The following is a 20,617-nucleotide window of genomic DNA, read 5'->3' as shown; positions in this document are numbered from 1 at the left end:
CATAGCGCAAGCGGGTTGTACGATCACTCGCCAAACACCACCATCGCTGTGGGAGCTGGCTTGCCAGCGATGGGGCCCTGTAAGGCATCACAAAAGTGAGTGCCTGTCACCAGAATCAACCCTTGAACACTTCATCCAGCAAATCATGCATCGACTTGAAAGCGCGCTTGGCAGTCTTCGCGTCGTACATCATCTTGCCCGGCACATTCGCATGCGGATCAGTGAACGAATGCACCGCACCGCCGTAGCTCAGCAACTGCCAATCGACGTTCGCTGCGTTCATCTCATCTTCAAACGCCGGCAACTGCTCTTTCGGCACCAACGGATCGGAAGCGCCGTGCAGCACCAGCACCGAGCCTTTGATGTTTTTCGCATCGGCCGGGTTCGGCGAATCCAGTGTGCCGTGGAACGACACCGCCGCTTTCACCGCCGCGCCAGTGCGCGCCAGATCCAGCGCACAGCAACCGCCAAAGCAGAAACCGAACACCGCCAGTTTCGAGGTATCGACTGCCGCCTCACCCTGCTTCTGCAACTGCTCGAAAGCCGCCTGCATACGCTTGCGCAGCAATGCGCGGTCATCCTTCAGCGGCATCATCGCCGCACCGGCCTGATCAGCGTTCTGCGGACGCACAGCCTGGCCGTAAACGTCAGCGATCAACACCACATAACCCTTGGCCGCCACCGACTTGGCGATTTCTTCGGCACCGGCGCTGACGCCCATCCAGTTCGGCGCCATCAACAGACCCGGGCGCGCGTGTTTATGCTCGGCGTCGAACGCCAGACGACCTTCATACGGCTGGCCATCAATCTGATAGACCACGGAACGTACAGTGACTTGGCTCATTTCTGACTCCTGATTTGTTAAACACCAGAATGAAAAAACCCGCCGAAGCGGGTTTTTCCTACAACGTGATCAAACCGACAGTTCAACCAGCAGCTTGTTCAGGCGGCGCACATAAGCGGCCGGATCTTTCAAGCTGTCGCCAGCCGCGAGGGCTGCCTGATCGAAGAGGATGTGCGACAGGTCGCCAAAACGCTCTTCGCTCTGCTCGCCATCGAGTTTCTCGATCAGCGGGTGGCTCGGGTTGAATTCGAAGATCGGCTTCGAATCCGGCACCTTCTGACCGCTGGCTTCGAGGATCTGACGCATTTGCAGACCCAGGTCCTGCTCGCCGATGGCCAGAATGGCCGGCGAATCGGTCAGACGATGGGAAACGCGCACTTCAGCCACGGAATCGCCCAGCGCGGTTTTCAGACGCTCGACCAGACCTTCTTTGGATTTCGCGACTTCTTCTGCGGCTTTCTTGTCCTCTTCCGAGTCCAGGTTGCCCAGATCGAGGTCACCGCGTGCCACGTCGACAAAAGTCTTGCCGTCGAACTCGCTGAGGTAGCTCATCAGCCACTCGTCGATGCGGTCGGTCAGCAGCAGCACTTCGATGCCTTTCTTGCGGAAGACTTCCAGGTGCGGGCTGTTCTTGACCTGCGCGTAGGTTTCGCCGGTGAGGTAGTAGATCTTGTCCTGACCTTCCTTGGCGCGTGCCAGGTAGTCGGCCAGACCGACGATCTGCTCGCCGTCGTCGCCATTGGTCGATGCGAAACGCAGCAGACCGGCGATTTTTTCCTTGTTGGCGAAATCTTCTGCCGGGCCTTCTTTCATGACCTGACCGAAGTTTTTCCAGAAGCCTTTGTATTGCTCAGGCTCGTTCTTCGCCAGTTTTTCCAGCATGTCCAACACACGCTTGGTCAGCGCGGTCTTCATCGAATCGATGATCGGGTCTTTCTGCAGGATCTCACGCGACACGTTCAGCGACAGGTCGTTGGAATCGACCACGCCTTTGATGAAGCGCAGGTACAGCGGCAGGAACGACTCAGCCTGGTCCATCACGAACACACGCTGCACGTAGAGCTTCAGGCCTTTCGGCGCTTCACGCTGGTACAGGTCGAACGGTGCGCGAGCCGGCACGTAAAGCAGCGAGCTGTATTCGAGCTTGCCTTCGACTTTGTTGTGGCTCCAGGCCAGCGGGTTTTCAAAGTCGTGAGCGATGTGCTTGTAGAACTCCTGATATTCCTCGTCCTTCACTTCAGTGCGAGGGCGGGTCCACAGGGCGCTGGCGCGGTTGACGGTTTCCCATTCAACGGCCGGGGCTTCTTCGCCTTCGGCAGCAGCCGCTTCTTTCGGCAGCTCGATTGGCAAAGCGATGTGGTCGGAGTACTTCTTGATGATGTTGCGCAGACGCCAGCCATCAGCGAACTCGTCTTCAGCCGCTTTCAGGTGCAGAACGATGCGAGTACCGCGCTCAGGTTTTTCGATGGTGGCGACTTCGAATTCGCCCTCGCCTTTCGACGACCAGTGCACGCCTTCGCTGGCCGGGGTGCCGGCACGACGGCTGTACACGTCAACCTGGTCGGCAACGATGAACGCCGAGTAGAAGCCCACGCCGAACTGACCGATCAGGTGCGAATCTTTCTTCTGATCGCCCGAGAGATTCTTCATGAAATCGGCGGTGCCCGACTTGGCGATGGTCCCCAGGTGGGTAATCACATCGTCACGGTTCATGCCGATACCGTTGTCTTCGAGAGTGACGGTCTTGGCGTCCTTGTCGAAGCTCACACGGATTTTCAGATCTGCGCCACCTTCGAGCAACTCAGGCTTGGCCAGGGCTTCGAAGCGCAGCTTGTCGACAGCGTCAGAGGCGTTCGAGATCAATTCGCGAAGGAAGATTTCCTTGTTGGAATACAGCGAATGGATCATGAGGTGCAGCAGCTGCTTTACCTCGGTCTGGAAGCCCAGGGTTTCCTTTTGAGTTTCCACACTCATGGTCATCAAACTCCAATCAGATGGCAGTGGCCGTGACCCGAAATGGTCTACGGCGGGTTGTCATCTGAGTTTGGGGCAGTGTTCAGGATTTCAAGGGCTCTTCAATTTTGAAGTGCGCGCGGGCGGTGGCAATCGGTTCGCTTTCGGTGCTTTGCCAGGCCGTGACCGCAACGTTGGCCACCCGCCGCCCCTGGCGGCACACCTGACACTTGGCCCAGGTGTCGCGAAACTGCCCGGCGCGCAGGTAATCAAGGGAAAAGTCGATGATCTTCGGCACACCCGGCGCACCAGTGAAGATCAATAGATGCAACGCCGCTGCGAGCTCCATGAACCCGGCAATAACCCCACCGTGGATCGCTGGAAGTAAAGGGTTACCAATGTTGTCCTTGTTCGCCGGTAGCTTGAACAGCAGCTCGTCACCGACGCGTGAGCATTCGATGCCAATCAGCCCGGCATACGGGATCAGTTTCAGCAACGGCGCATAGTCTCCCTGCGCATGAGCCTGTAGCAGTTGTTCCTTGAGGTCGTTGCTCATTGGCCTCCCCTCTTGATGGCACCGCCGAAACCTTTTGTTCCTTTTATATTTTTGCCCATGCGCATGAAGGTGCCGACGACATGGGCAATCGGCTGCTCGGGATCATCCTGATAGGCGAAACCGCGAGCGAAGATCACATCGGTCGTCACTCGGTAGCACTGGGCAAAGCCGTAGACATCCTTATTGGGCTCGGCGGCGTGCATGTAATCGATGCGCAGGTCGAGGGTCGGGCAGACTTCGAATTCCGGCAGCACGCACAGGGTGGACATGCCGCAAGCAGTGTCCATCAACGAGGTGATCGCTCCGCCGTGAATGACACCAGTCTGCGGATTACCGACGATTTGCGGACTGTACGGCAGGATCACCGTCAGCCCCTCGCCTGAGGCGCTGTGCACCTTTAAACCCAACACCTGACAGTGACGCAACGCCGACAGAAATCGCGTCGCACGCTCAAAAACGGGGTTTTCGGCCATTTGATAATTACTCTCGTTAGAGCCTTTTGCCAGTAGTAAGGAATACCGCAAAAGTTCCATGTAAAAACAAACTTATATATCCGAAAGAAATGAGGAACTTAACGTTGCGGGCAACGTTCTTAAGGCCAGTAGTTATTTTCCATAAGGAGAAACACCCCATGCGTAAGACTTTAGCTATTGCCTTGATGTTGACCGCTTCCCTCGGTCTCGCTGCCTGCGATAAAAAATCCGAGGACAAAGCTCAAGATGCCAACCAACATGCTGAGCAGGCTCAGCAAGACATGAACAAAGCTCAGGATAAAGTGAACGACGCAGCAAAAGAAAACGCCGAAGCTGCCAAAGCTCAGGCTGAATCGAATCAAGCTGCTCAAGAAGAAGCCGCCAAAAAGCAATAATTTGCTTTCGGTGTAAAAAAGAAAACCCGCCAAGTGCGGGTTTTCTTTTGCCTGTCATTTGTCGCTAATGCCGCTTAGAGCAGCACAGTTCTAAAAGTCGGACTAATCATCAACAACAAAGAGCAAATCAGGCCCACCAGCCAGACCAGACTGCGCAGCTTTGGAATATCAGCCAGGTAGAACCACAAATAGAGGATCCTCGCGATCACAAAGATGATCGCCAAGGCATCTATCAACCATCCCTGGGTTTGCGTGGTATGCGCCATCAGCACACCGACTGCGAACAAGATGAATGCTTCGATACTGTTCTGGTGCGCCGCCAGCGCTCTGGCCCCATAACCGCTGAGTTGCGCCTGCTGTTGGCGTGGCAGATGGTTGTTGTAGCCGCCCTGCTCTTTCATGGCCTTGCCCACCGGCAGGCGCGCGATATAGATCAACAGCGCACTGATAAACACACACCAGAACGGAATACTCATCAAACGACCTCTTTGTTTGCCTCGGGAATGGGCGCTTCTGTAGGGGTATAGACCATTACATCAAGAACGTCGGAATGAAACTCACGGCGATACAACACCAGCACAACGCCAGCACTCATCAGCATGAACAGCCACGGGCTGACGAACCACGCCAGCATGGTCATGCCGAAATAATAGGAACGCAGGCCAAAGTTGAACTGGTTGGCCGCCATGGAAATCACACGGGCCGCCCTTGACGCAAACGCCTTGCGCTCCTGCTCCGACACATGCCGTTCACCCACCATCGGCGCCGACCCCACTAGCACGGCGGCAAAGTTGTACTGGCGCATGCACCAACTGAACGTGAAGAACGCATAGACGAACACCAGCGCCAGGCACAGCAACTTGATCTCCGACATGCCCTGTGAGGCCTGCTGCACCATCGGGATGTCAGCCAGCAACGACACCGCCCGCTCGGAGGCACCGAGCACGGTGAGAATACCGGCAAGAATGATCAGGGTGCTGGATGCGAAGAACGAGGCGTTGCGCTCCAGATTGCCGATCACGCTGGCGTCGGCAATGCGGTTGTCGCGCAGCAACATGCGGCGCATCCAGTCTTCGCGGTAGAGATGCAACACGCTGGCCAGACACGCGGTGTCGCGAGCCTTCCAGCTGGCGTAGCGGGTGTAACCGCCCCAGCAGATGACAAACCAGAGTGCGGCGAGCAGGTGGATCAGGTTGGCGTGGATGAACGACATGCGGGTCCCTGTGATGAATGGAAGCTGTTCCAGGTAAAACCTGTGCATTGCTTCGACGTTAGCTCAGGGAAAAAGACACTGCCTGACGCCCATAAAAAATGCCCCGTATCGATTGATACGGGGCATTTCTGTTTAAGCGTTGCAAACCCGCTTGTGGCGGATCACGAAGCTTTAAGCAATGGCTTCGCTGCGCTTGCCCAGCAGACGATCGCAAACCACCGCGACCACCAGAGTCATCACACACGGCACCAGCCATGCCAGGCCCTGCTCGCTCAGCGGCAAGTGGGACAGTTGCGAAGGCATCCAGTCAGCGAGACCGGCGCCCTTGAGTGCATCGATGGTGCCGAACAGGAAGGACACCAGCATTACCGGCCCGAGAATACGGCCATGCTCATGCCAGAAGTCTTTGCAGAAGCTCAGTGCCACCAGCACGATGCATGGCGGATAGATCGCGGTGAGCACCGGGATCGAAAACGCAATCAGCTTGGTCAGGCCCAGGTTGGACACCAGCAGCGAGAACGCTGCCAGGATGATCACCAGCGTCTTGTAAGACAGCGGCACCACACCGCTGAAGTATTCGGCACAGGCGCAGGTCAGGCCAACCGCCGTCACCAGGCACGCCAGCGAGATCAGCACCGCGAGGAAACCACTGCCCAGCGAACCGAAGGTGTGTTGAACATAAGCGTGCAGTACCGCCGCGCCGTTGGTAGCACCGACCGCCACTTCGTGGCTACCGGAACCGAGGCGGAACAGGCTGACATACACCAGCGCCAGACCGACACCGGCAATCAACCCGGCGATGATCGCGTAACGGGTGATCAGCGCAGGCGACTCGACGCCACGGGAGCGGATCGCGTTAACGATGACGATACCGAACACCAGGGCCCCGAGGGTATCCATGGTCAGGTAGCCATTGATGAAACCCTGGGAGAACGGTGCCGCCACGTATTCCGCTGTGCCTTGACCAATATCACCGGCCGGCAAGGCGAATGCCGCGATGCCCAGTACCGCCAGGGCGATGATTTTCAGCGGCGCGAGGAAGCGCCCCACGGTGTCCAGCAAACGGCCCGGGTAGAGCGAGATGAAGAACACCAGCAGGAAGTACACCGAGCTGTAGAGGAACAGCGCCAGCGGGCTTTCGCCGGTCAGCGGCGCCAGGCCCACTTCGAACGACACGGTCGCGGTACGCGGTGTCGCGAACAGCGGACCGACCGCCAGATAGCACGCGGCAGCCAGAATGCCGCCAGCGATCTTGCCGATCGGGCTGCTCAGCGCATCCATCGCTCCACCGACCTTGGCCAGTGCAACGACGGTGATCACCGGCAAGCCGACAGCGGTGATCAGGAAGCCCAGCGCCGCCATCCAGACGTGAGGTCCGGCCTGCAAACCGACGATAGGCGGGAAGATGATGTTACCGGCCCCGACGAACAGGGCAAATGTCATAAAACCAAGTGCCAGGATGTCCTGACCTTTCAAAACTTTCATTAAGGAAACCACACTCTGAATCGGAATTTAGGAGGGGATTTCCCTGTGGGGTTAGGGAAATGCTGTCGATCCGTATGGGATCAACCCGTTTAGCGCGTTGCATGCCTTGTGGGCGGCAGACGCAAAAATGGCTGCTAGCCTAACGAATTTGTCTGACAAACGCACTGTTTGGGGGCGAACTATCCGATACGCGACGTGTCTTTGTCGCGTTTACGTATCTATTTTTCCTACATGGAACTCTGTAGGTAGAGCACGAACCCTGTAGTGAGGGGATTTATCCCCGATGAGCCGAAGCAGCCCTGATTGAGAACTTCTAGCGCTTTTCGATTGGCTGGATACATCGGGCTTGGAGCCGCTTCGCAGCCCATCGGGGATAAATCCCCTCGCCACAGAAGCCCTCCTATCCCTCTAAATGCCAGAAACGACAAAGGCCACCCGAAGGTGGCCTTTGTTTGGTAAAGCGTCAGCTAAGCACGAGGCTTACTTGACAGCCCAACCAGTCAGCTCGGCCAGGGCCTTGCCGATGTCTGCCAGCGAACGCACGGTTTTTACACCTGCGTCTTGCAGAGCAGCGAATTTCTCGTCTGCAGTGCCTTTGCCGCCAGAGATGATTGCGCCAGCATGGCCCATGCGCTTGCCCGGAGGAGCAGTCACACCAGCGATGTAGGAAACAACCGGCTTGGTCACGTGTGCCTTAATGTAGGCAGCCGCTTCTTCTTCAGCCGAACCGCCGATCTCGCCGATCATTACGATCGCTTCGGTCTTCGGGTCTTCCTGGAACAGCTTCAGGATGTCGATGAAGTTCGAACCCGGGATCGGGTCACCACCGATGCCGACGCAAGTCGACTGACCGAAACCGGCGTCAGTGGTCTGCTTCACAGCTTCGTAGGTCAGGGTGCCGGAACGCGAAACGATACCGACCTTGCCTGGCAAGTGAATGTGACCTGGCATGATGCCGATCTTGCATTCGCCTGGGGTGATCACGCCTGGGCAGTTAGGGCCGATCAGGACTACGCCCAGCTCGTCGCACTTAACTTTAGCGTCCAGCATGTCCAGGGTAGGAATGCCTTCGGTGATGCAGACGATCAGCTTGATGCCGCCGAAAGCAGCTTCCAGGATCGAATCTTTGCAGAAAGGAGCCGGAACGTAGATCACGCTGGCGGTAGCGCCAGTGGCCGCTACTGCGTCTTTAACGGTGTTGAACACTGGCAGACCCAGGTGCTCGGTGCCGCCTTTGCCTGGAGTTACGCCACCAACCATCTTGGTGCCGTATTCGATGGCTTGCTGGGTGTGGAAACTACCTTGCGAACCGGTAATACCCTGGCAGATAACTTTGGTGTCTTTATTGATCAGGACGCTCATTATTTGCCCTCCGCAGCTTTGACAACTTGTTGAGCAGCGTCGGTCAGGCTGGTAGCAGCGATGATGTTCAAACCGCTTTCTGCCAGTACTTTAGCGCCCAGCTCAGCGTTGTTGCCTTCAAGGCGAACAACAACCGGGATTTTCACGCCGACTTCTTTCACAGCGCCGATGATGCCTTCGGCAATCATGTCGCAGCGAACGATGCCGCCGAAGATGTTGACCAGTACTGCAGCGACGTTGGTGTCGGACAGGATGATCTTGAACGCTTCGGTAACGCGTTCTTTGGTAGCACCACCACCTACGTCGAGGAAGTTGGCTGGCTTGCCGCCATGCAGGTTGACGATGTCCATGGTACCCATGGCCAGGCCAGCACCGTTGACCATGCAGCCGATGTTGCCTTCCAGTGCTACGTAGTTCAGTTCGAACTTGGCAGCGTGCGCTTCGCGCGGATCGTCTTGCGACGGATCGTGGAAAGTCTTCAGCTTAGGCTGACGGTACATTGCGTTGGCGTCGATGTTGATCTTGGCGTCCAGGCAGTGCAGATCGCCGTCAGCCTTGATCACCAGCGGGTTCACTTCCAGCAGAGCCAGGTCGTGATCCTTGAACAGTTTGGCCAGACCTACGAAGATCTTGGCGAACTGAGCAACCTGCTTGCCTTCCAGACCCAGCTGGAATGCCAGCTCGCGACCCTGGAATGGCTGAGCGCCAACCAGTGGATCGATAGTGGCCTTGAGAATTTTTTCTGGAGTGTCGTGAGCGATTTTCTCGATGTCCACGCCACCTTCGGTGGAAGCCATGAACACGATGCGACGGCTCGAACGGTCAACGACAGCGCCCAGGTACAGCTCTTTAGCGATATCAGTGCACGATTCAACCAGGATCTTGGTGACTGGCTGGCCATTGGCGTCAGTCTGGTAAGTCACCAGACGCTTGCCCAGCCACTGCTGTGCGAAGGCTTTGGCGTCTTCTTTGCTGCGAACCAGCTTAACGCCGCCCGCTTTACCGCGACCACCGGCGTGGACCTGGGCTTTGACAACCCACTCGCTGCCGCCGATTTTGTCGCAAGCTTCTGCTGCTGCTTCCGGGGTGTCTACTGCGTAACCAGTGGAAACTGGCAGGCCGTATTCAGCGAACAGCTGCTTACCCTGATACTCGTGAAGATTCATGCTTTTTACCGTCTTCGTTAGGTACTGCGCATTCGGCGCTGCGCTCATTTGAGTGCCGCGCCACCTGTGACTGCTGCTTGCGTAGCCTTTCCGGATACCCGGTGCAGCTACGCAAGACTGCGTCCAGCGGACATTCCGCGGTGAGACTTGCTCGCAAGGCTCACGACGGGCCGTTACCGCCGTGGTTTCTTATTGTGTCTTAACGCTTCTTGCGGTTGGCAATGTGGATGGCGCCGCCATTCACAGCCAAAGCAGCTTCGTGCAAGGCTTCAGACAGGGTCGGATGGGAGAAAACCATCATGCCCAGGTCTTCAGCGCTGGTGCCGAATTCCATACCGATCGCGCCCTGCTGAACCAGTTCTGCAGCGCTCGGGCCAATCACGTGCACGCCCAATACGCGGTCAGTCTTGGCATCAGCGATGACCTTGACGAAACCACCGGTATCGTTGGCGGCCATGGCACGGCCGGAAGCGGCGAACGGGAAGGTGCCGACGTTAACTTCAACGCCTTCAGCTTTCAAGGCCTGCTCGGTTTTGCCAACCCACGCGATTTCCGGGTGAGTATAAATAACCGAAGGGATCAGGTCATAGTTCATCTGGGCTTTGTGACCCTTGATGCGCTCGACAACCATGATGCCTTCTTCGGATGCCTTGTGAGCCAGCATCATGCCGCGAACCACGTCACCAATGGCGAAAACGCCCGGTACGGTGGTGGCGCAGTGATCGTCAACGTGCACGAAACCACGCTCGTCGAGGGTCACGCCGCTGTCGGCAGCCAGCAGATCAGTGGTCACCGGACGGCGACCAACGGCTACGATCAGCTTGTCGAAAGTGATGGTCTGTTCGCCGTTGGCATCGGTGTAGTTGACAACGACTTCGTCGCCGTTGACTTTCGAACCGGTTACGCGAGCGCCCAGCTTGATGTCCAGACCTTGTTTGGTCAGGGTTTTCAGCGCTTCCTTGGAAACAGCGGTGTCCGCTGCCATCAGGAAAGTGTCCAGTGCTTCCAGAACAACCACTTCGGAGCCCAGACGCGACCATACCGAACCCAGTTCCAGGCCGATCACGCCAGCGCCGATCACGCCCAGACGTTTAGGTACGGTCTGGAATTCCAGTGCGCCAGTCGAATCAACGATGACTTTCTGGTCAACCGGAGCCGGTGGAATGTCGATTGGACGCGAGCCTGGAGCCAGGATCACGTTTTCAGCTTCGATGACTTCAACCGAGCCGTCGGGCTTGGTGACTTCGACTTTCTTGCCAGCCAGCAGTTTGCCGTGGCCCTGGATCGAAGTAACGCCGTTGGCCTTGAACAGAGTGGCAACGCCGCCGGTCAGGTTCTTGACGATGCCAGCCTTACGGCCAACCATCGCAGCGACGTCCATTTTGACTTCGCCAGTCGAGATACCGTGAACGTTGAAGCTTTCTTTGGCTTCCTTGTATTTCCAGGAGCTGTCCAGCAGCGCCTTGGAAGGAATGCAGCCGACGTTCAGGCAGGTACCGCCCAAGGCTTGCTTGCCTTCGGCGTCGGTGTACTTCTCGATGCAGGCAGTGGTCAGACCCAGCTGCGCGGCCTTGATGGCAGCTACGTAACCGCCAGGGCCGGCACCGATCACTACTACGTCAAATTTCTGCGACATTCAAAAAATCCTCTTTAGCGAAAAGCTTCAAGCCGCGCGCTCCAAGCCAAGCTGCCCTTTCCTGCAGCTTGAAACTTGAAGCCCGCGACTGCTTCTATCAGATATCCAGCAACAGACGAGCCGGATCTTCCAGCAGGTTCTTGATGGTCACCAGGAAGGTTACAGCTTCTTTGCCATCGATCAGACGGTGATCGTAGGACAGTGCCAGGTACATCATCGGACGGATAACGACCTGACCGTTGATGGCCATAGGACGCTGGATGATGTTGTGCATGCCCAGAATCGCTGCCTGCGGCGGGTTGACGATCGGGGTCGACATCATCGAACCGAAGGTACCACCGTTGGTGATGGTGAAGGTACCACCGGTCATCTCGTCCATCGACAGTTTGCCGTCACGGGCTTTCTTGCCGAAAGTGGCGATGCCGCCTTCGATTTCAGCCAGGCTCATCAGTTCGGCGTTACGCAGAACCGGAACAACCAGGCCACGGTCGCTGGAAACGGCAACGCCGATGTCCGCGTAGCCGTGGTAAACGATGTCGCCGCCGTCGATCGACGCGTTGACAGCCGGGAAGCGTTTCAGCGCTTCGGTAGCTGCTTTCACGAAGAACGACATGAAGCCCAGGCGTACGCCGTTGTGGGACTTCTCGAACAGGTCCTTGTACTTCGAACGCAGAGCCATGACTTCGGTCATGTCGACTTCGTTGAAAGTGGTCAGCATCGCCATGTTCGACTGAGCTTCAACCAGACGCTTGGCCACGGTGGCACGCACGCGGGTCATCGGTACGCGCTTCTCGATGCGGTCGCCAGCGGCGAACACAGGAGCGGCAGCCGAAGGAGCAGCAGCCTTGGCAGGCGCGGCAGCCGGAGCGGCTTTCTTGGCAGCAACAGCTGCAACCACGTCTTCCTTGGTCACACGACCGCCTTTGCCGGTGCCGGCAACGGAAGCGATGTTGATGCCGTTTTCTTCAGCCAGCTTGCGCGCAGCCGGTGCAGCAACAGGATCGTCTTCGCCTTCGGCAGCAGCCGGTGCAGCGGCAGCAGCGGCCGGAGCAGCAGCGGCGGCTGGAGCAGCGGCAGCAGCGCCGCCCGCTTCGATGGAGCCCAGGACTTCGTCGGACAGAACGGTGTCGCCTTCGTTCTTGACGATTGCGCCCAGCACGCCGTCGGCAGTAGCCAGAACTTCCAGTACGACTTTGTCAGTTTCGATGTCTACGATCAGATCGTCGCGCTTGACAGCGTCGCCCGGTTTTTTGTGCCAGGTGGCAACGGTGCCATCGGCAACCGATTCCGGGAAAGTGGGGGCTTTGATCTCGATAGCCATTATCTGTGGTTCCTTAAATTCGGTTTCAGGTGCGCGAAGGCGTTAAACGGTAAACGCGTCTTGCAGCAGTTTTTCCTGCTGCTCGGCGTGCATCGATGCGTAACCACAAGCAGGTGCAGCAGAAGCCTCACGGCCCGCGTACTCAAGTACGAGAGATTTGTTGAGGTTGCTGATGCTGCGGCGCAAGTGGTGCTGGCTGCAGTACCAGGCGCCCTGGTTCATCGGCTCTTCCTGACACCAAACGGCATGTTTGACGTTGGTATAAGGAGCCAGGACTTCTTTCAAGTCGTCCTCAGGGAATGGGTACAACTGCTCGATACGCACGATGGCGATATCTTCGCGGCCTTCGGCACGGCGTTTTTCCAGCAGGTCGTAGTAAACCTTGCCGCTGCACAGAACAACACGCTCGACCTTTTTCGGGTCCAGGGCATCGATTTCCGGGATCACGGTCTGGAACGAACCTTCGGCCAGATCTTCCAGCGTCGAGATGGCCAGCTTGTGGCGCAGCAGCGACTTCGGCGTCAGCACGACCAGCGGCTTGCGCAGCGGGCGAATCACCTGACGACGCAGCAAGTGGTAGATCTGTGCCGGCGTGGTTGGTACGGCTACCTGAATGTTGTGCTCGGCGCACAGCTGCAGGTAACGCTCCAGACGTGCCGAGGAGTGCTCGGGACCCTGGCCTTCGTAACCGTGTGGCAGCAACATGGTCAGACCGCAGAGACGGCCCCACTTGTGTTCGCCGCTGGTGATGAACTGGTCGATAACAACCTGTGCACCGTTGGCGAAGTCGCCGAACTGAGCTTCCCAGATCACCAACGCATTTGGCGTGGTGGTCGAGTAACCGTATTCGAACGCCAATACCGCTTCTTCCGACAGGAACGAGTCGTACAGGTCGAAACGTGGCTGACCGTCGTACAGGTGCTGCAGCGGAATGTAGGTGCCGGCATCTTTCTGGTTGTGCAGAACAGCGTGACGGTGCGAGAACGTACCGCGGCCGATGTCCTGACCCGTCATGCGGATCGGGTGACCTTCGAACGCCAGGGTCGCGTATGCCATGGTTTCGGCGTAACCCCAGTTGATCGGCAGGCCGCCGGCTTGCATCTTCTGACGGTCTTCGTAGATCTTCGCAACCTGACGCTGAACCACGAAGCCTTCCGGAATTTCCAGCAGCTTGGCAGACAGTTCTTGCAGGGTCTTCAGATCAAAGCGAGTGTCGTGACGCGCAGTCCAGGCGTGGCCCAGATACGGACGCCAGTCCACGAACAGCTCTTTGTTCGGCTCTTTGACCAGCGATTTCACAACGTGCAAACCGTTGTCCAGCGCGTTGCGATACTCGTCGACCTTGGCCTGAACACGCTCAGCGTCCAGTACACCGGACTGAGTCAGACGATCAGCGTACAGCTCACGGGTGGTGCGCTGCTTGGTGATCTGCTGATACATCAGCGGCTGGGTGCCGCTAGGCTCGTCGGCCTCGTTGTGGCCGCGACGACGGTAGCAGACGAGGTCGATCACCACGTCACGCTTGAACTGCATGCGGTAGTCGATAGCCAGCTGGGTCACGAACAACACGGCTTCCGGATCATCGCCATTCACATGGAGAATCGGCGCCTGGATCATCTTCGCAACGTCGGTGGCGTACTCGGTGGAACGCGAGTCCAGCGGGTTGCTGATGGTGAAACCCACCTGGTTGTTGATCACGATGTGCACGGTGCCGCCGGTTTTGAAACCGCGGGTCTGCGACATCTGGAAGGTTTCCATGACCACACCCTGACCTGCGAATGCAGCGTCACCGTGGATGGAGATCGGCAGAACCTTCTCACCGGTCTGGTCGTTACGACGATCCTGACGGGCGCGAACCGAACCTTCGACCACCGGGGAAACGATTTCCAGGTGGGACGGGTTGAACGCCATGGCCAGGTGAACTTCACCGCCAGTGGTCATCACGTTGGACGAGAAGCCCTGGTGGTATTTAACGTCACCGGAACCCAGCTCGACCTTCTTCTTGCCTTCGAACTCGTCGAACAGCTCGCGCGGGTTCTTGCCGAAGGTGTTGACCAGCACGTTCAGACGGCCACGGTGGGCCATGCCGATGACGACTTCCTTGGTGCCGTAGGAACCGGAACGCTGGATCAGTTCGTCGAGCATCGGAATCAGGCTTTCGCCGCCTTCCAGACCGAAACGCTTGGTGCCCGGGTATTTGGTGCCCAGGTATTTTTCCAGGCCTTCACCGGCAGTCACGCGCTCAAGCAGGTGGCTCTTGATGTCGGCGGAGTACGTCGGACGACCACGCACGCTTTCCAGACGCTGCTGGAACCACTGGCGCTGCTCGGAATCGGTGATATGCGTAAATTCAGCGCCGATGGTGCGGCAATATGTCTGCTGCAACGCTTCGTGAATTTCGCGTAGGCTCGCTTCCTCTTTGCCGATGAACAGGTCGCCGGCACGGAAGGTCGTATCAAGATCGGCATTGGTCAAGCCGTAATGATTGATCGACAGGTCTGCAGGTGCAGGACGCTGCCACAGCCCCAGCGGGTCAAGCTGGGCTGCCTGGTGGCCACGCATACGGTAGGCCTGGATCAATCGCAGCACTTCAACTTGCTTCTTCTCGTGCTCACTGCTCACGCTGCCGGCGGAAACCGGTTGGGCGCGGCGCTGGTTCTTTGCCAGCAGCACAAAATGATCGCGAATTGTGGAGTGCGAAACATCAGTGGCAGAGTTGCCGTCGGCAGGCAACTTCTGAAAGTAGGTGCGCCACTCTTCTGGCACAGCGTTAGGGTCGTGCAGGTAGAGCTCATAAAGCTCTTCCACATAGGCAGCGTTTCCACCTGAAAGGTAGGCGCTGTTCCACATGCGCTGCATCACGCTTTCTTGCATGCTTGGTCACCCTCGGTTAGGGGAACACCATCGGCGTCGACACCGAGCAAACTTGCAGAAGTCCGAATGCAGCGACCAAAACAAGCCACCTAGGATCACGCTGATAGTCCGGGTACCAGCCCGGATGCCCCTGCTTGTCTCATTTCTTCAAAATAAGAGCCGCAGCTTATGGCTGCTGCTCTGGTTATAGCCATGACGCGGGTTGAAGCCCGCGCCACAGCCTCTTCGGTACAGCGGTTCTACGGTTACAGCAGCTGAATCACACGCCGCTCGAAAGCAGCATGTTACGGATGTGACCGATGGCCTTAGTCGGGTTCAGGCCTTTCGGACATACGCTGACGCAGTTCATGATGCCCCGGCAGCGGAATACGCTGAACGGGTCATCGAGCGAAGCCAGACGCTCGTTGGTCTTGGTGTCACGGCTGTCTGCCAGGAAGCGGTAGGCTTGCAGCAGTGCAGCTGGACCCAGGAACTTGTCCGGGTTCCACCAGAAGGACGGGCAAGAGGTCGAGCAGCAAGCGCACAAAATGCACTCGTACAGACCGTCGAGCTTTTCACGCTCTTCTGGCGACTGCAGACGCTCGATGGCCGGAGCCGGCGTGTCGTTCTGCAGGTAAGGCTTCACCTTCTCATATTGCTTGTAGAAGATGCTCATATCGACGACCAGGTCACGGATAACCGGCAAACCTGGCAGTGGACGAACGATCAACTTGTTACCTTTTACAACGGCGGACAGCGGCGTGATGCACGCCAGACCGTTCTTGCCGTTGATGTTCATGCCGTCGGAGCCGCAGACGCCTTCACGGCAAGAGCGACGATAGGAGAAACCCTCGTCCTGCTCTTTGATCAGCGCCAGCACATCCAGCACCATCAGGTCTTTACCACCGGTATCGACCTGGAATTCCTGCATGAACGGCGCAGCGTCCTGATCAGGGTTGTAGCGATAAACACTGACTTGCAACATGGCGGTCACCCTTAATAAGTCCGGACTTTAGGTTCGAAAGTCGGAACAGTCTTCGGCGAGAAGTTCACGGCACGTTTGGTGACGCGCTTGTCACCCGGGAAGTACAGGGTGTGGCACAGCCAGTTTTCGTCGTCACGATCTTCGAAGTCTTCACGGGCGTGAGCGCCGCGGGACTCTTTACGTACTTCGGCAGCGATGGCGGTAGCTTCAGCCACTTCCAGCAGGTTTTGCAGTTCCAGCGCTTCGATACGGGCAGTGTTGAACGCCTGCGACTTATCGTTGATCTTCACGTTGGCGATGCGGGTACGCAGATCAGCGAGCTGAGCGATACCTTTCTGCATGTATTCGCCGGTACGGAATACGCCGAAGTAGTTCTGCATGCAGCTTTGCAGCTCGCGGCGCAGGGTTGCCACGTCTTCGCCATCAGTACGGCTGTTCAGCGCGTTCAGACGCGACAGGGCAGCTTCGATGTCGGCTTCGGTAGCGTCGTCGTATTCGATGCCGTCGGTCAGCGCTTTTTCCAGGTGCAGGCCGGCAGCGCGGCCGAATACCACCAGGTCGAGCAGCGAGTTGCCGCCCAGACGGTTGGCACCGTGAACCGATACGCAAGCCACTTCACCTACCGCGAACAGACCAGGAATGATCTGGTCCACGCCTTCGGCGTTCTGGGTGATCGCCTGGCCATGAATGTTGGTGGCAACGCCGCCCATCATATAGTGGCAAGTCGGAACAACCGGAACCGGAGCAACCACCGGGTCAACGTGAGCGAAAGTCTTCGACAGTTCGCAGATGCCTGGCAGACGGCTGTGCAACACTTCCTCGCCCAAGTGGTCGAGTTTGAGCATTACGTGGTCGCCATTCGGACCGCAACCGTTGCCGGCGATGATTTCTTTAACCATCGAGCGAGCAACCACGTCACGACCGGCAAGGTCTTTGGCGTTCGGAGCATAACGCTCCATGAAACGCTCGCCGTGCTTGTTGATCAGGTAACCACCTTCACCACGGCAACCTTCAGTTACCAGAACACCGGCGCCGGCGATGCCGGTCGGGTGGAACTGCCACATTTCGATATCTTGTACCGGCACGCCAGCACGCAGAGCCATGCCGACGCCGTCACCGGTATTGATCAGGGCGTTGGTGGTGGAAGCGTAGATACGACCTGCACCGCCGGTAGCCAATACGGTGGCCTTGGCGCGGATGTAGGTGGTTTCGCCGGTTTCGATGCAGATTGCGATCACACCGACGAATTCGCCTTCCTGGTTTTTCACCAGATCAACAGCGTAGTACTCGTTCAGGAACGTGGTACCGGCTTTCAGGTTGCCCTGATAAAGGGTGTGCAGCAGCGCGTGACCGGTACGGTCGGAAGCTGCGCAGGTACGTGCAGCCTGACCGCCTTTACCGTAGTCCTTGGACTGACCACCGAATGGACGCTGGTAGATACGGCCTTGCTCGGTACGCGAGAACGGCAGACCCATGTGGTCCAGCTCGAAAACGGCAGCCGGGCCTTCCTGACACATGTACTCGATAGCGTCCTGGTCACCGATGTAGTCGGAACCCTTGACGGTATCGTACATGTGCCAGCGCCAGTCATCGTTCGGGTCAGCGGACGCGATCGCGCAAGTGATGCCGCCCTGGGCGGATACAGTGTGCGAACGGGTCGGGAAAACCTTGGTGATCACGGCAGTCTTGTGACCACCCTGTGCCAGTTGCAGCGCAGCGCGCATGCCGGCACCGCCACCACCAATAATGATGGCGTCGAAAGAAATCGTTGGAATGTTAGCCATGAATCAGATACCCCAGAGAATCTGCACACCCCAGACGAAGTAAGCGAACATCGCGATGCCGCAAACTGCCTGGAAAAGGAAACGTACTGCGGTCGCGGACTTGCCCAGCGCCATTGGCGTCAGGTAGTCGGTCGCGATGGTCCACATGCCGACCCAGGCGTGAGCGCCAAGGGCAACGAGGGCCAGCAGACTGAAGATACGCATCCCGTTGTGAGCGAACAGGCCGTGCCACTGGTCGTAGCCAATGCCCGGATTCGCTGCAAGGTATCCGATCAGGAAGATGAAATAAGCCGCGAGAACAACCGCAGACACACGTTGCGCCATCCAGTCATAGAGGCCCGAACGCGAAAGGTTCGTAACGCTGGTTACCATATCCAAACTCCTGCCAGAACGATCAGCACCACGGAAATGGCGATGATGATTTTCGAGCCCAGGCGGCCGCCTTCCAGCGTCTCACCGATGCCCATATCCATGATCAAGTGGCGCACACCGGCTACCAGGTGATACAGCAGAGCGGACAGGAGGCCCCATGCTACGAACTTGGCCAGCGGGCTGGTCAAGCATGCCTTCACTTCGGCAAAGCCTTCCTCGGAACCCAGGGATTTGCCCAATGCATAAAGCATGAAGCCAAGGCCCAGGAAGAGGATGATGCCGGAAACACGGTGAAGAAACGACGTAACGCCGGTGATGGGGAGTTTGATGGTCCTTAGGTCTAGGTTTACAGGTCGTTGGCTTTTCACGGCTTTTTTTTCACACTGAAGAGCCCCTAACAATCAGGGCAAAGTTGTTGGGGAGTGCACTGGTCAGGTAACCACCACCCAGGGATGCGACCCCCAATAAAGCAGGCCCAAAAGCCCTTGGCGGTCGGTGGCCGAGTATAGACAGTTAGGCTACTAATGACAACGCAATCACCTACCCCAAATAGCTGATTGCACAAGTCGTATAAAAGGCGTAAATGGCAGTCAATTTCGAGGAAAAAGTACGCTTAAAGCCTTCTGGAGCAAGACTTTAGGCAAATTGACATTCGAATTTATCTCACTATAGTGGTGCGGGCCCTGCGTGGGGGGTCTGTCTGATGGTTCAAGCATAAATAGGAGGCCACATGGCTGACAAAAAAGCGCAGTTGATCATCGAGGGCGCAGCCCCCGTCGAGCTGCCCATTTTAACCGGCACCGTTGGTCCCGATGTAATCGATGTTCGGGGCCTGACGGCCACGGGCCGCTTCACTTTCGACCCTGGTTTCATGTCGACCGCCTCGTGCGAATCGAAGATCACCTATATCGACGGCGACAACGGCATTCTGTTGCACCGCGGCTACCCGATCGAACAGCTGGCTGAAAAGTCGGACTACCTGGAAACCTGCTACCTGCTGCTCAACGGCGAACTGCCGACAGCAGAACAGAAGGCCCAGTTCGTCAGCACCGTGAAGAACCACACCATGGTTCACGAGCAGCTGAAAACCTTCTTTAACGGCTTCCGTCGCGACGCCCACCCGATGGCCGTCATGTGCGGCGTAGTCGGCGCCCTCTCGGCCTTCTACCACGACTCCCTCGACATCAATAACCCGCAGCATCGCGAAATCTCCGCGATCCGCCTGGTTGCCAAGATGCCGACCCTGGCAGCGATGGTTTACAAGTACTCCATGGGCCAACCCATGATGTACCCGCGCAACGACCTGACGTACGCGGAAAACTTCCTGCACATGATGTTCAACACCCCGTGCGAGATCAAACCGATCAGCCCGGTACTCGCCAAGGCCATGGACCGGATCTTCATCCTCCATGCCGACCACGAGCAGAACGCATCGACTTCCACCGTGCGTCTGGCCGGCTCTTCGGGTGCCAACCCGTTCGCCTGTATCGCCGCCGGCATCGCCGCACTGTGGGGCCCTGCCCACGGCGGCGCGAACGAAGCCGTTCTGACCATGCTTGACGAGATTGGCGATGTTTCGAACATCGACAAGTTCATCGCCAAGGCCAAGGACAAGAACGATCCGTTCAAACTGATGGGCTTCGGTCACCGCGTTTACAAGAACCGCGACCCTCGCGCGACTGTAATGAAGCAGACCTGCGACGAAGTACTGAAGGAATTGGGCATCAACAACGATCCGCAACTCGAACTGGCGATGCGCCTGGAAGAGATCGCGCTGACCGACCCGTACTTCATCGAACGCTCGCTGTACCCGAACGTCGACTTCTACTCGGGGATCATCCTCAAGGCGATCGGCATTCCGACCAGCATGTTCACCGTGATCTTTGCGCTGGCGCGTACTGTTGGCTGGATCTCCCACTGGAAAGAAATGCTCTCCAGCCCGTACAAGATTGGCCGTCCGCGCCAGTTGTACACTGGTTACGAGTCGCGTGACATTACCAAGCTGGAAGATCGCAAGTAAGACTTGTCTTGCGATGACGTCTTAAGTTTGTAACGGGGACGGCCTCTATTTATATGGAGGCCGTTTTTGTTTGTCTGGGGGTTGGGGGTTGTGAGCATATCCGTTGCTGCGGTGATGGCTGCTTAGGGTTCCGCCCTTACGGCGGGTCACTTTTGGCAAACGCCCCAAAAGTAACCAAAAGGGCTGCTCCCTGACGTAC

General features: G+C 57.5%; 18 protein-coding genes. 2 read left to right on the top strand and 16 right to left on the bottom strand.

Going from position 1 to position 20,617, the window contains the following annotated elements; genetic code table 11:
- Positions 1-115: 115 nt before the first annotated feature.
- The 4 genes from AC3WMT_RS30140 to AC3WMT_RS30125 all read right to left on the bottom strand — a co-directional run bounded on the left by AC3WMT_RS30140 (position 116) and on the right by AC3WMT_RS30125 (position 3,826).
- Positions 116-844 (bottom strand): dienelactone hydrolase family protein, encoded by a 729-nt coding sequence (locus AC3WMT_RS30140; protein WP_103307276.1) that lies wholly within the window; start codon positions 842-844, stop codon positions 116-118.
- Between the two features lie 69 nt (positions 845-913).
- Positions 914-2,818 carry a molecular chaperone HtpG gene (htpG, locus tag AC3WMT_RS30135; RefSeq protein ID WP_026000821.1) on the bottom strand — a complete coding sequence of 635 codons (1,905 nt, stop codon included), beginning with the start codon at positions 2,816-2,818 and terminating at the stop codon, positions 914-916.
- 82 nt (positions 2,819-2,900) lie between these two features.
- Complete coding sequence (locus tag AC3WMT_RS30130; RefSeq protein ID WP_103307277.1) at positions 2,901-3,353, bottom strand: PaaI family thioesterase; 453 nt, start codon at positions 3,351-3,353, stop codon at positions 2,901-2,903.
- The gene (locus tag AC3WMT_RS30125) at positions 3,350-3,826 is read right to left on the bottom strand and encodes a PaaI family thioesterase (protein WP_103307278.1); all 477 of its coding nucleotides are present in this window, start codon (positions 3,824-3,826) and stop codon (positions 3,350-3,352) included. Before AC3WMT_RS30125 ends, AC3WMT_RS30130 begins: the two co-directional genes overlap by 4 nt.
- A 158-nt stretch (positions 3,827-3,984) precedes the next feature.
- Here AC3WMT_RS30125 and AC3WMT_RS30120 point away from each other — a divergent pair, with 158 nt between their 5' ends.
- The gene (locus AC3WMT_RS30120; RefSeq protein WP_007962865.1) at positions 3,985-4,221 is read left to right on the top strand and encodes a hypothetical protein; all 237 of its coding nucleotides are present in this window, start codon (positions 3,985-3,987) and stop codon (positions 4,219-4,221) included.
- 74 nt (positions 4,222-4,295) lie between these two features.
- Here the strand turns inward: AC3WMT_RS30120 and AC3WMT_RS30115 are convergent, their stop codons facing one another.
- The 12 genes from AC3WMT_RS30115 to sdhC form a co-directional block, all read right to left on the bottom strand.
- Positions 4,296-4,697 (bottom strand): MAPEG family protein, encoded by a 402-nt coding sequence (locus tag AC3WMT_RS30115; RefSeq protein ID WP_103307279.1) that lies wholly within the window; start codon positions 4,695-4,697, stop codon positions 4,296-4,298.
- On the bottom strand, positions 4,697-5,434 hold the full coding sequence (locus AC3WMT_RS30110; protein WP_103307280.1) for a DUF599 domain-containing protein: 738 nt from the start codon (positions 5,432-5,434) through the stop codon (positions 4,697-4,699). Before AC3WMT_RS30110 ends, AC3WMT_RS30115 begins: the two co-directional genes overlap by 1 nt.
- A 171-nt stretch (positions 5,435-5,605) precedes the next feature.
- Positions 5,606-6,919: a branched-chain amino acid transport system II carrier protein gene (gene brnQ / locus AC3WMT_RS30105; protein WP_103307281.1), complete on the bottom strand. Its 1,314-nt coding sequence runs from the start codon at positions 6,917-6,919 to the stop codon at positions 5,606-5,608.
- A 480-nt stretch (positions 6,920-7,399) separates the two neighbouring features.
- Positions 7,400-8,281, bottom strand: a complete 882-nt coding sequence (sucD, locus tag AC3WMT_RS30100; protein ID WP_007919877.1) for a succinate--CoA ligase subunit alpha — start codon at positions 8,279-8,281, stop codon at positions 7,400-7,402.
- Positions 8,281-9,447, bottom strand: a complete 1,167-nt coding sequence (gene sucC / locus AC3WMT_RS30095; protein WP_007919879.1) for an ADP-forming succinate--CoA ligase subunit beta — start codon at positions 9,445-9,447, stop codon at positions 8,281-8,283. The genes sucD and sucC overlap by 1 nt, the downstream gene beginning before the upstream one ends.
- Before the next feature lie 199 nt (positions 9,448-9,646).
- The gene (gene lpdA / locus AC3WMT_RS30090) at positions 9,647-11,083 is read right to left on the bottom strand and encodes a dihydrolipoyl dehydrogenase (RefSeq protein ID WP_102356807.1); all 1,437 of its coding nucleotides are present in this window, start codon (positions 11,081-11,083) and stop codon (positions 9,647-9,649) included.
- 97 nt (positions 11,084-11,180) lie between these two features.
- Positions 11,181-12,404: a 2-oxoglutarate dehydrogenase complex dihydrolipoyllysine-residue succinyltransferase gene (gene odhB / locus AC3WMT_RS30085; RefSeq protein WP_103307282.1), complete on the bottom strand. Its 1,224-nt coding sequence runs from the start codon at positions 12,402-12,404 to the stop codon at positions 11,181-11,183.
- 42 nt (positions 12,405-12,446) lie between these two features.
- Positions 12,447-15,278, bottom strand: coding sequence for a 2-oxoglutarate dehydrogenase E1 component (locus tag AC3WMT_RS30080; protein WP_103307283.1), 2,832 nt, complete (start codon positions 15,276-15,278; stop codon positions 12,447-12,449).
- A 259-nt stretch (positions 15,279-15,537) separates the two neighbouring features.
- On the bottom strand, positions 15,538-16,242 hold the full coding sequence (locus tag AC3WMT_RS30075) for a succinate dehydrogenase iron-sulfur subunit (RefSeq protein ID WP_103307284.1): 705 nt from the start codon (positions 16,240-16,242) through the stop codon (positions 15,538-15,540).
- An 11-nt stretch (positions 16,243-16,253) separates the two neighbouring features.
- Complete coding sequence (gene sdhA / locus AC3WMT_RS30070; protein ID WP_007919889.1) at positions 16,254-18,026, bottom strand: succinate dehydrogenase flavoprotein subunit; 1,773 nt, start codon at positions 18,024-18,026, stop codon at positions 16,254-16,256.
- Between the two features lie 3 nt (positions 18,027-18,029).
- Positions 18,030-18,398, bottom strand: coding sequence for a succinate dehydrogenase, hydrophobic membrane anchor protein (sdhD, locus tag AC3WMT_RS30065; protein WP_007919900.1), 369 nt, complete (start codon positions 18,396-18,398; stop codon positions 18,030-18,032).
- Positions 18,392-18,766 (bottom strand): succinate dehydrogenase, cytochrome b556 subunit, encoded by a 375-nt coding sequence (gene sdhC, locus AC3WMT_RS30060; protein WP_045122948.1) that lies wholly within the window; start codon positions 18,764-18,766, stop codon positions 18,392-18,394. The genes sdhD and sdhC overlap by 7 nt, the downstream gene beginning before the upstream one ends.
- Before the next feature lie 362 nt (positions 18,767-19,128).
- Between sdhC and gltA the strand changes: the two genes are divergently transcribed.
- Positions 19,129-20,418 (top strand): citrate synthase, encoded by a 1,290-nt coding sequence (gene gltA, locus AC3WMT_RS30055; protein WP_003222994.1) that lies wholly within the window; start codon positions 19,129-19,131, stop codon positions 20,416-20,418.
- The last annotated feature ends 199 nt before the right edge of the window (positions 20,419-20,617 follow it).

The organism is Pseudomonas sp. FW305-7, assembly GCF_058786735.1.
Note: the sequence above shows the minus strand (reverse complement) of the source record. Positions and strands in the feature narration are given on the sequence as shown.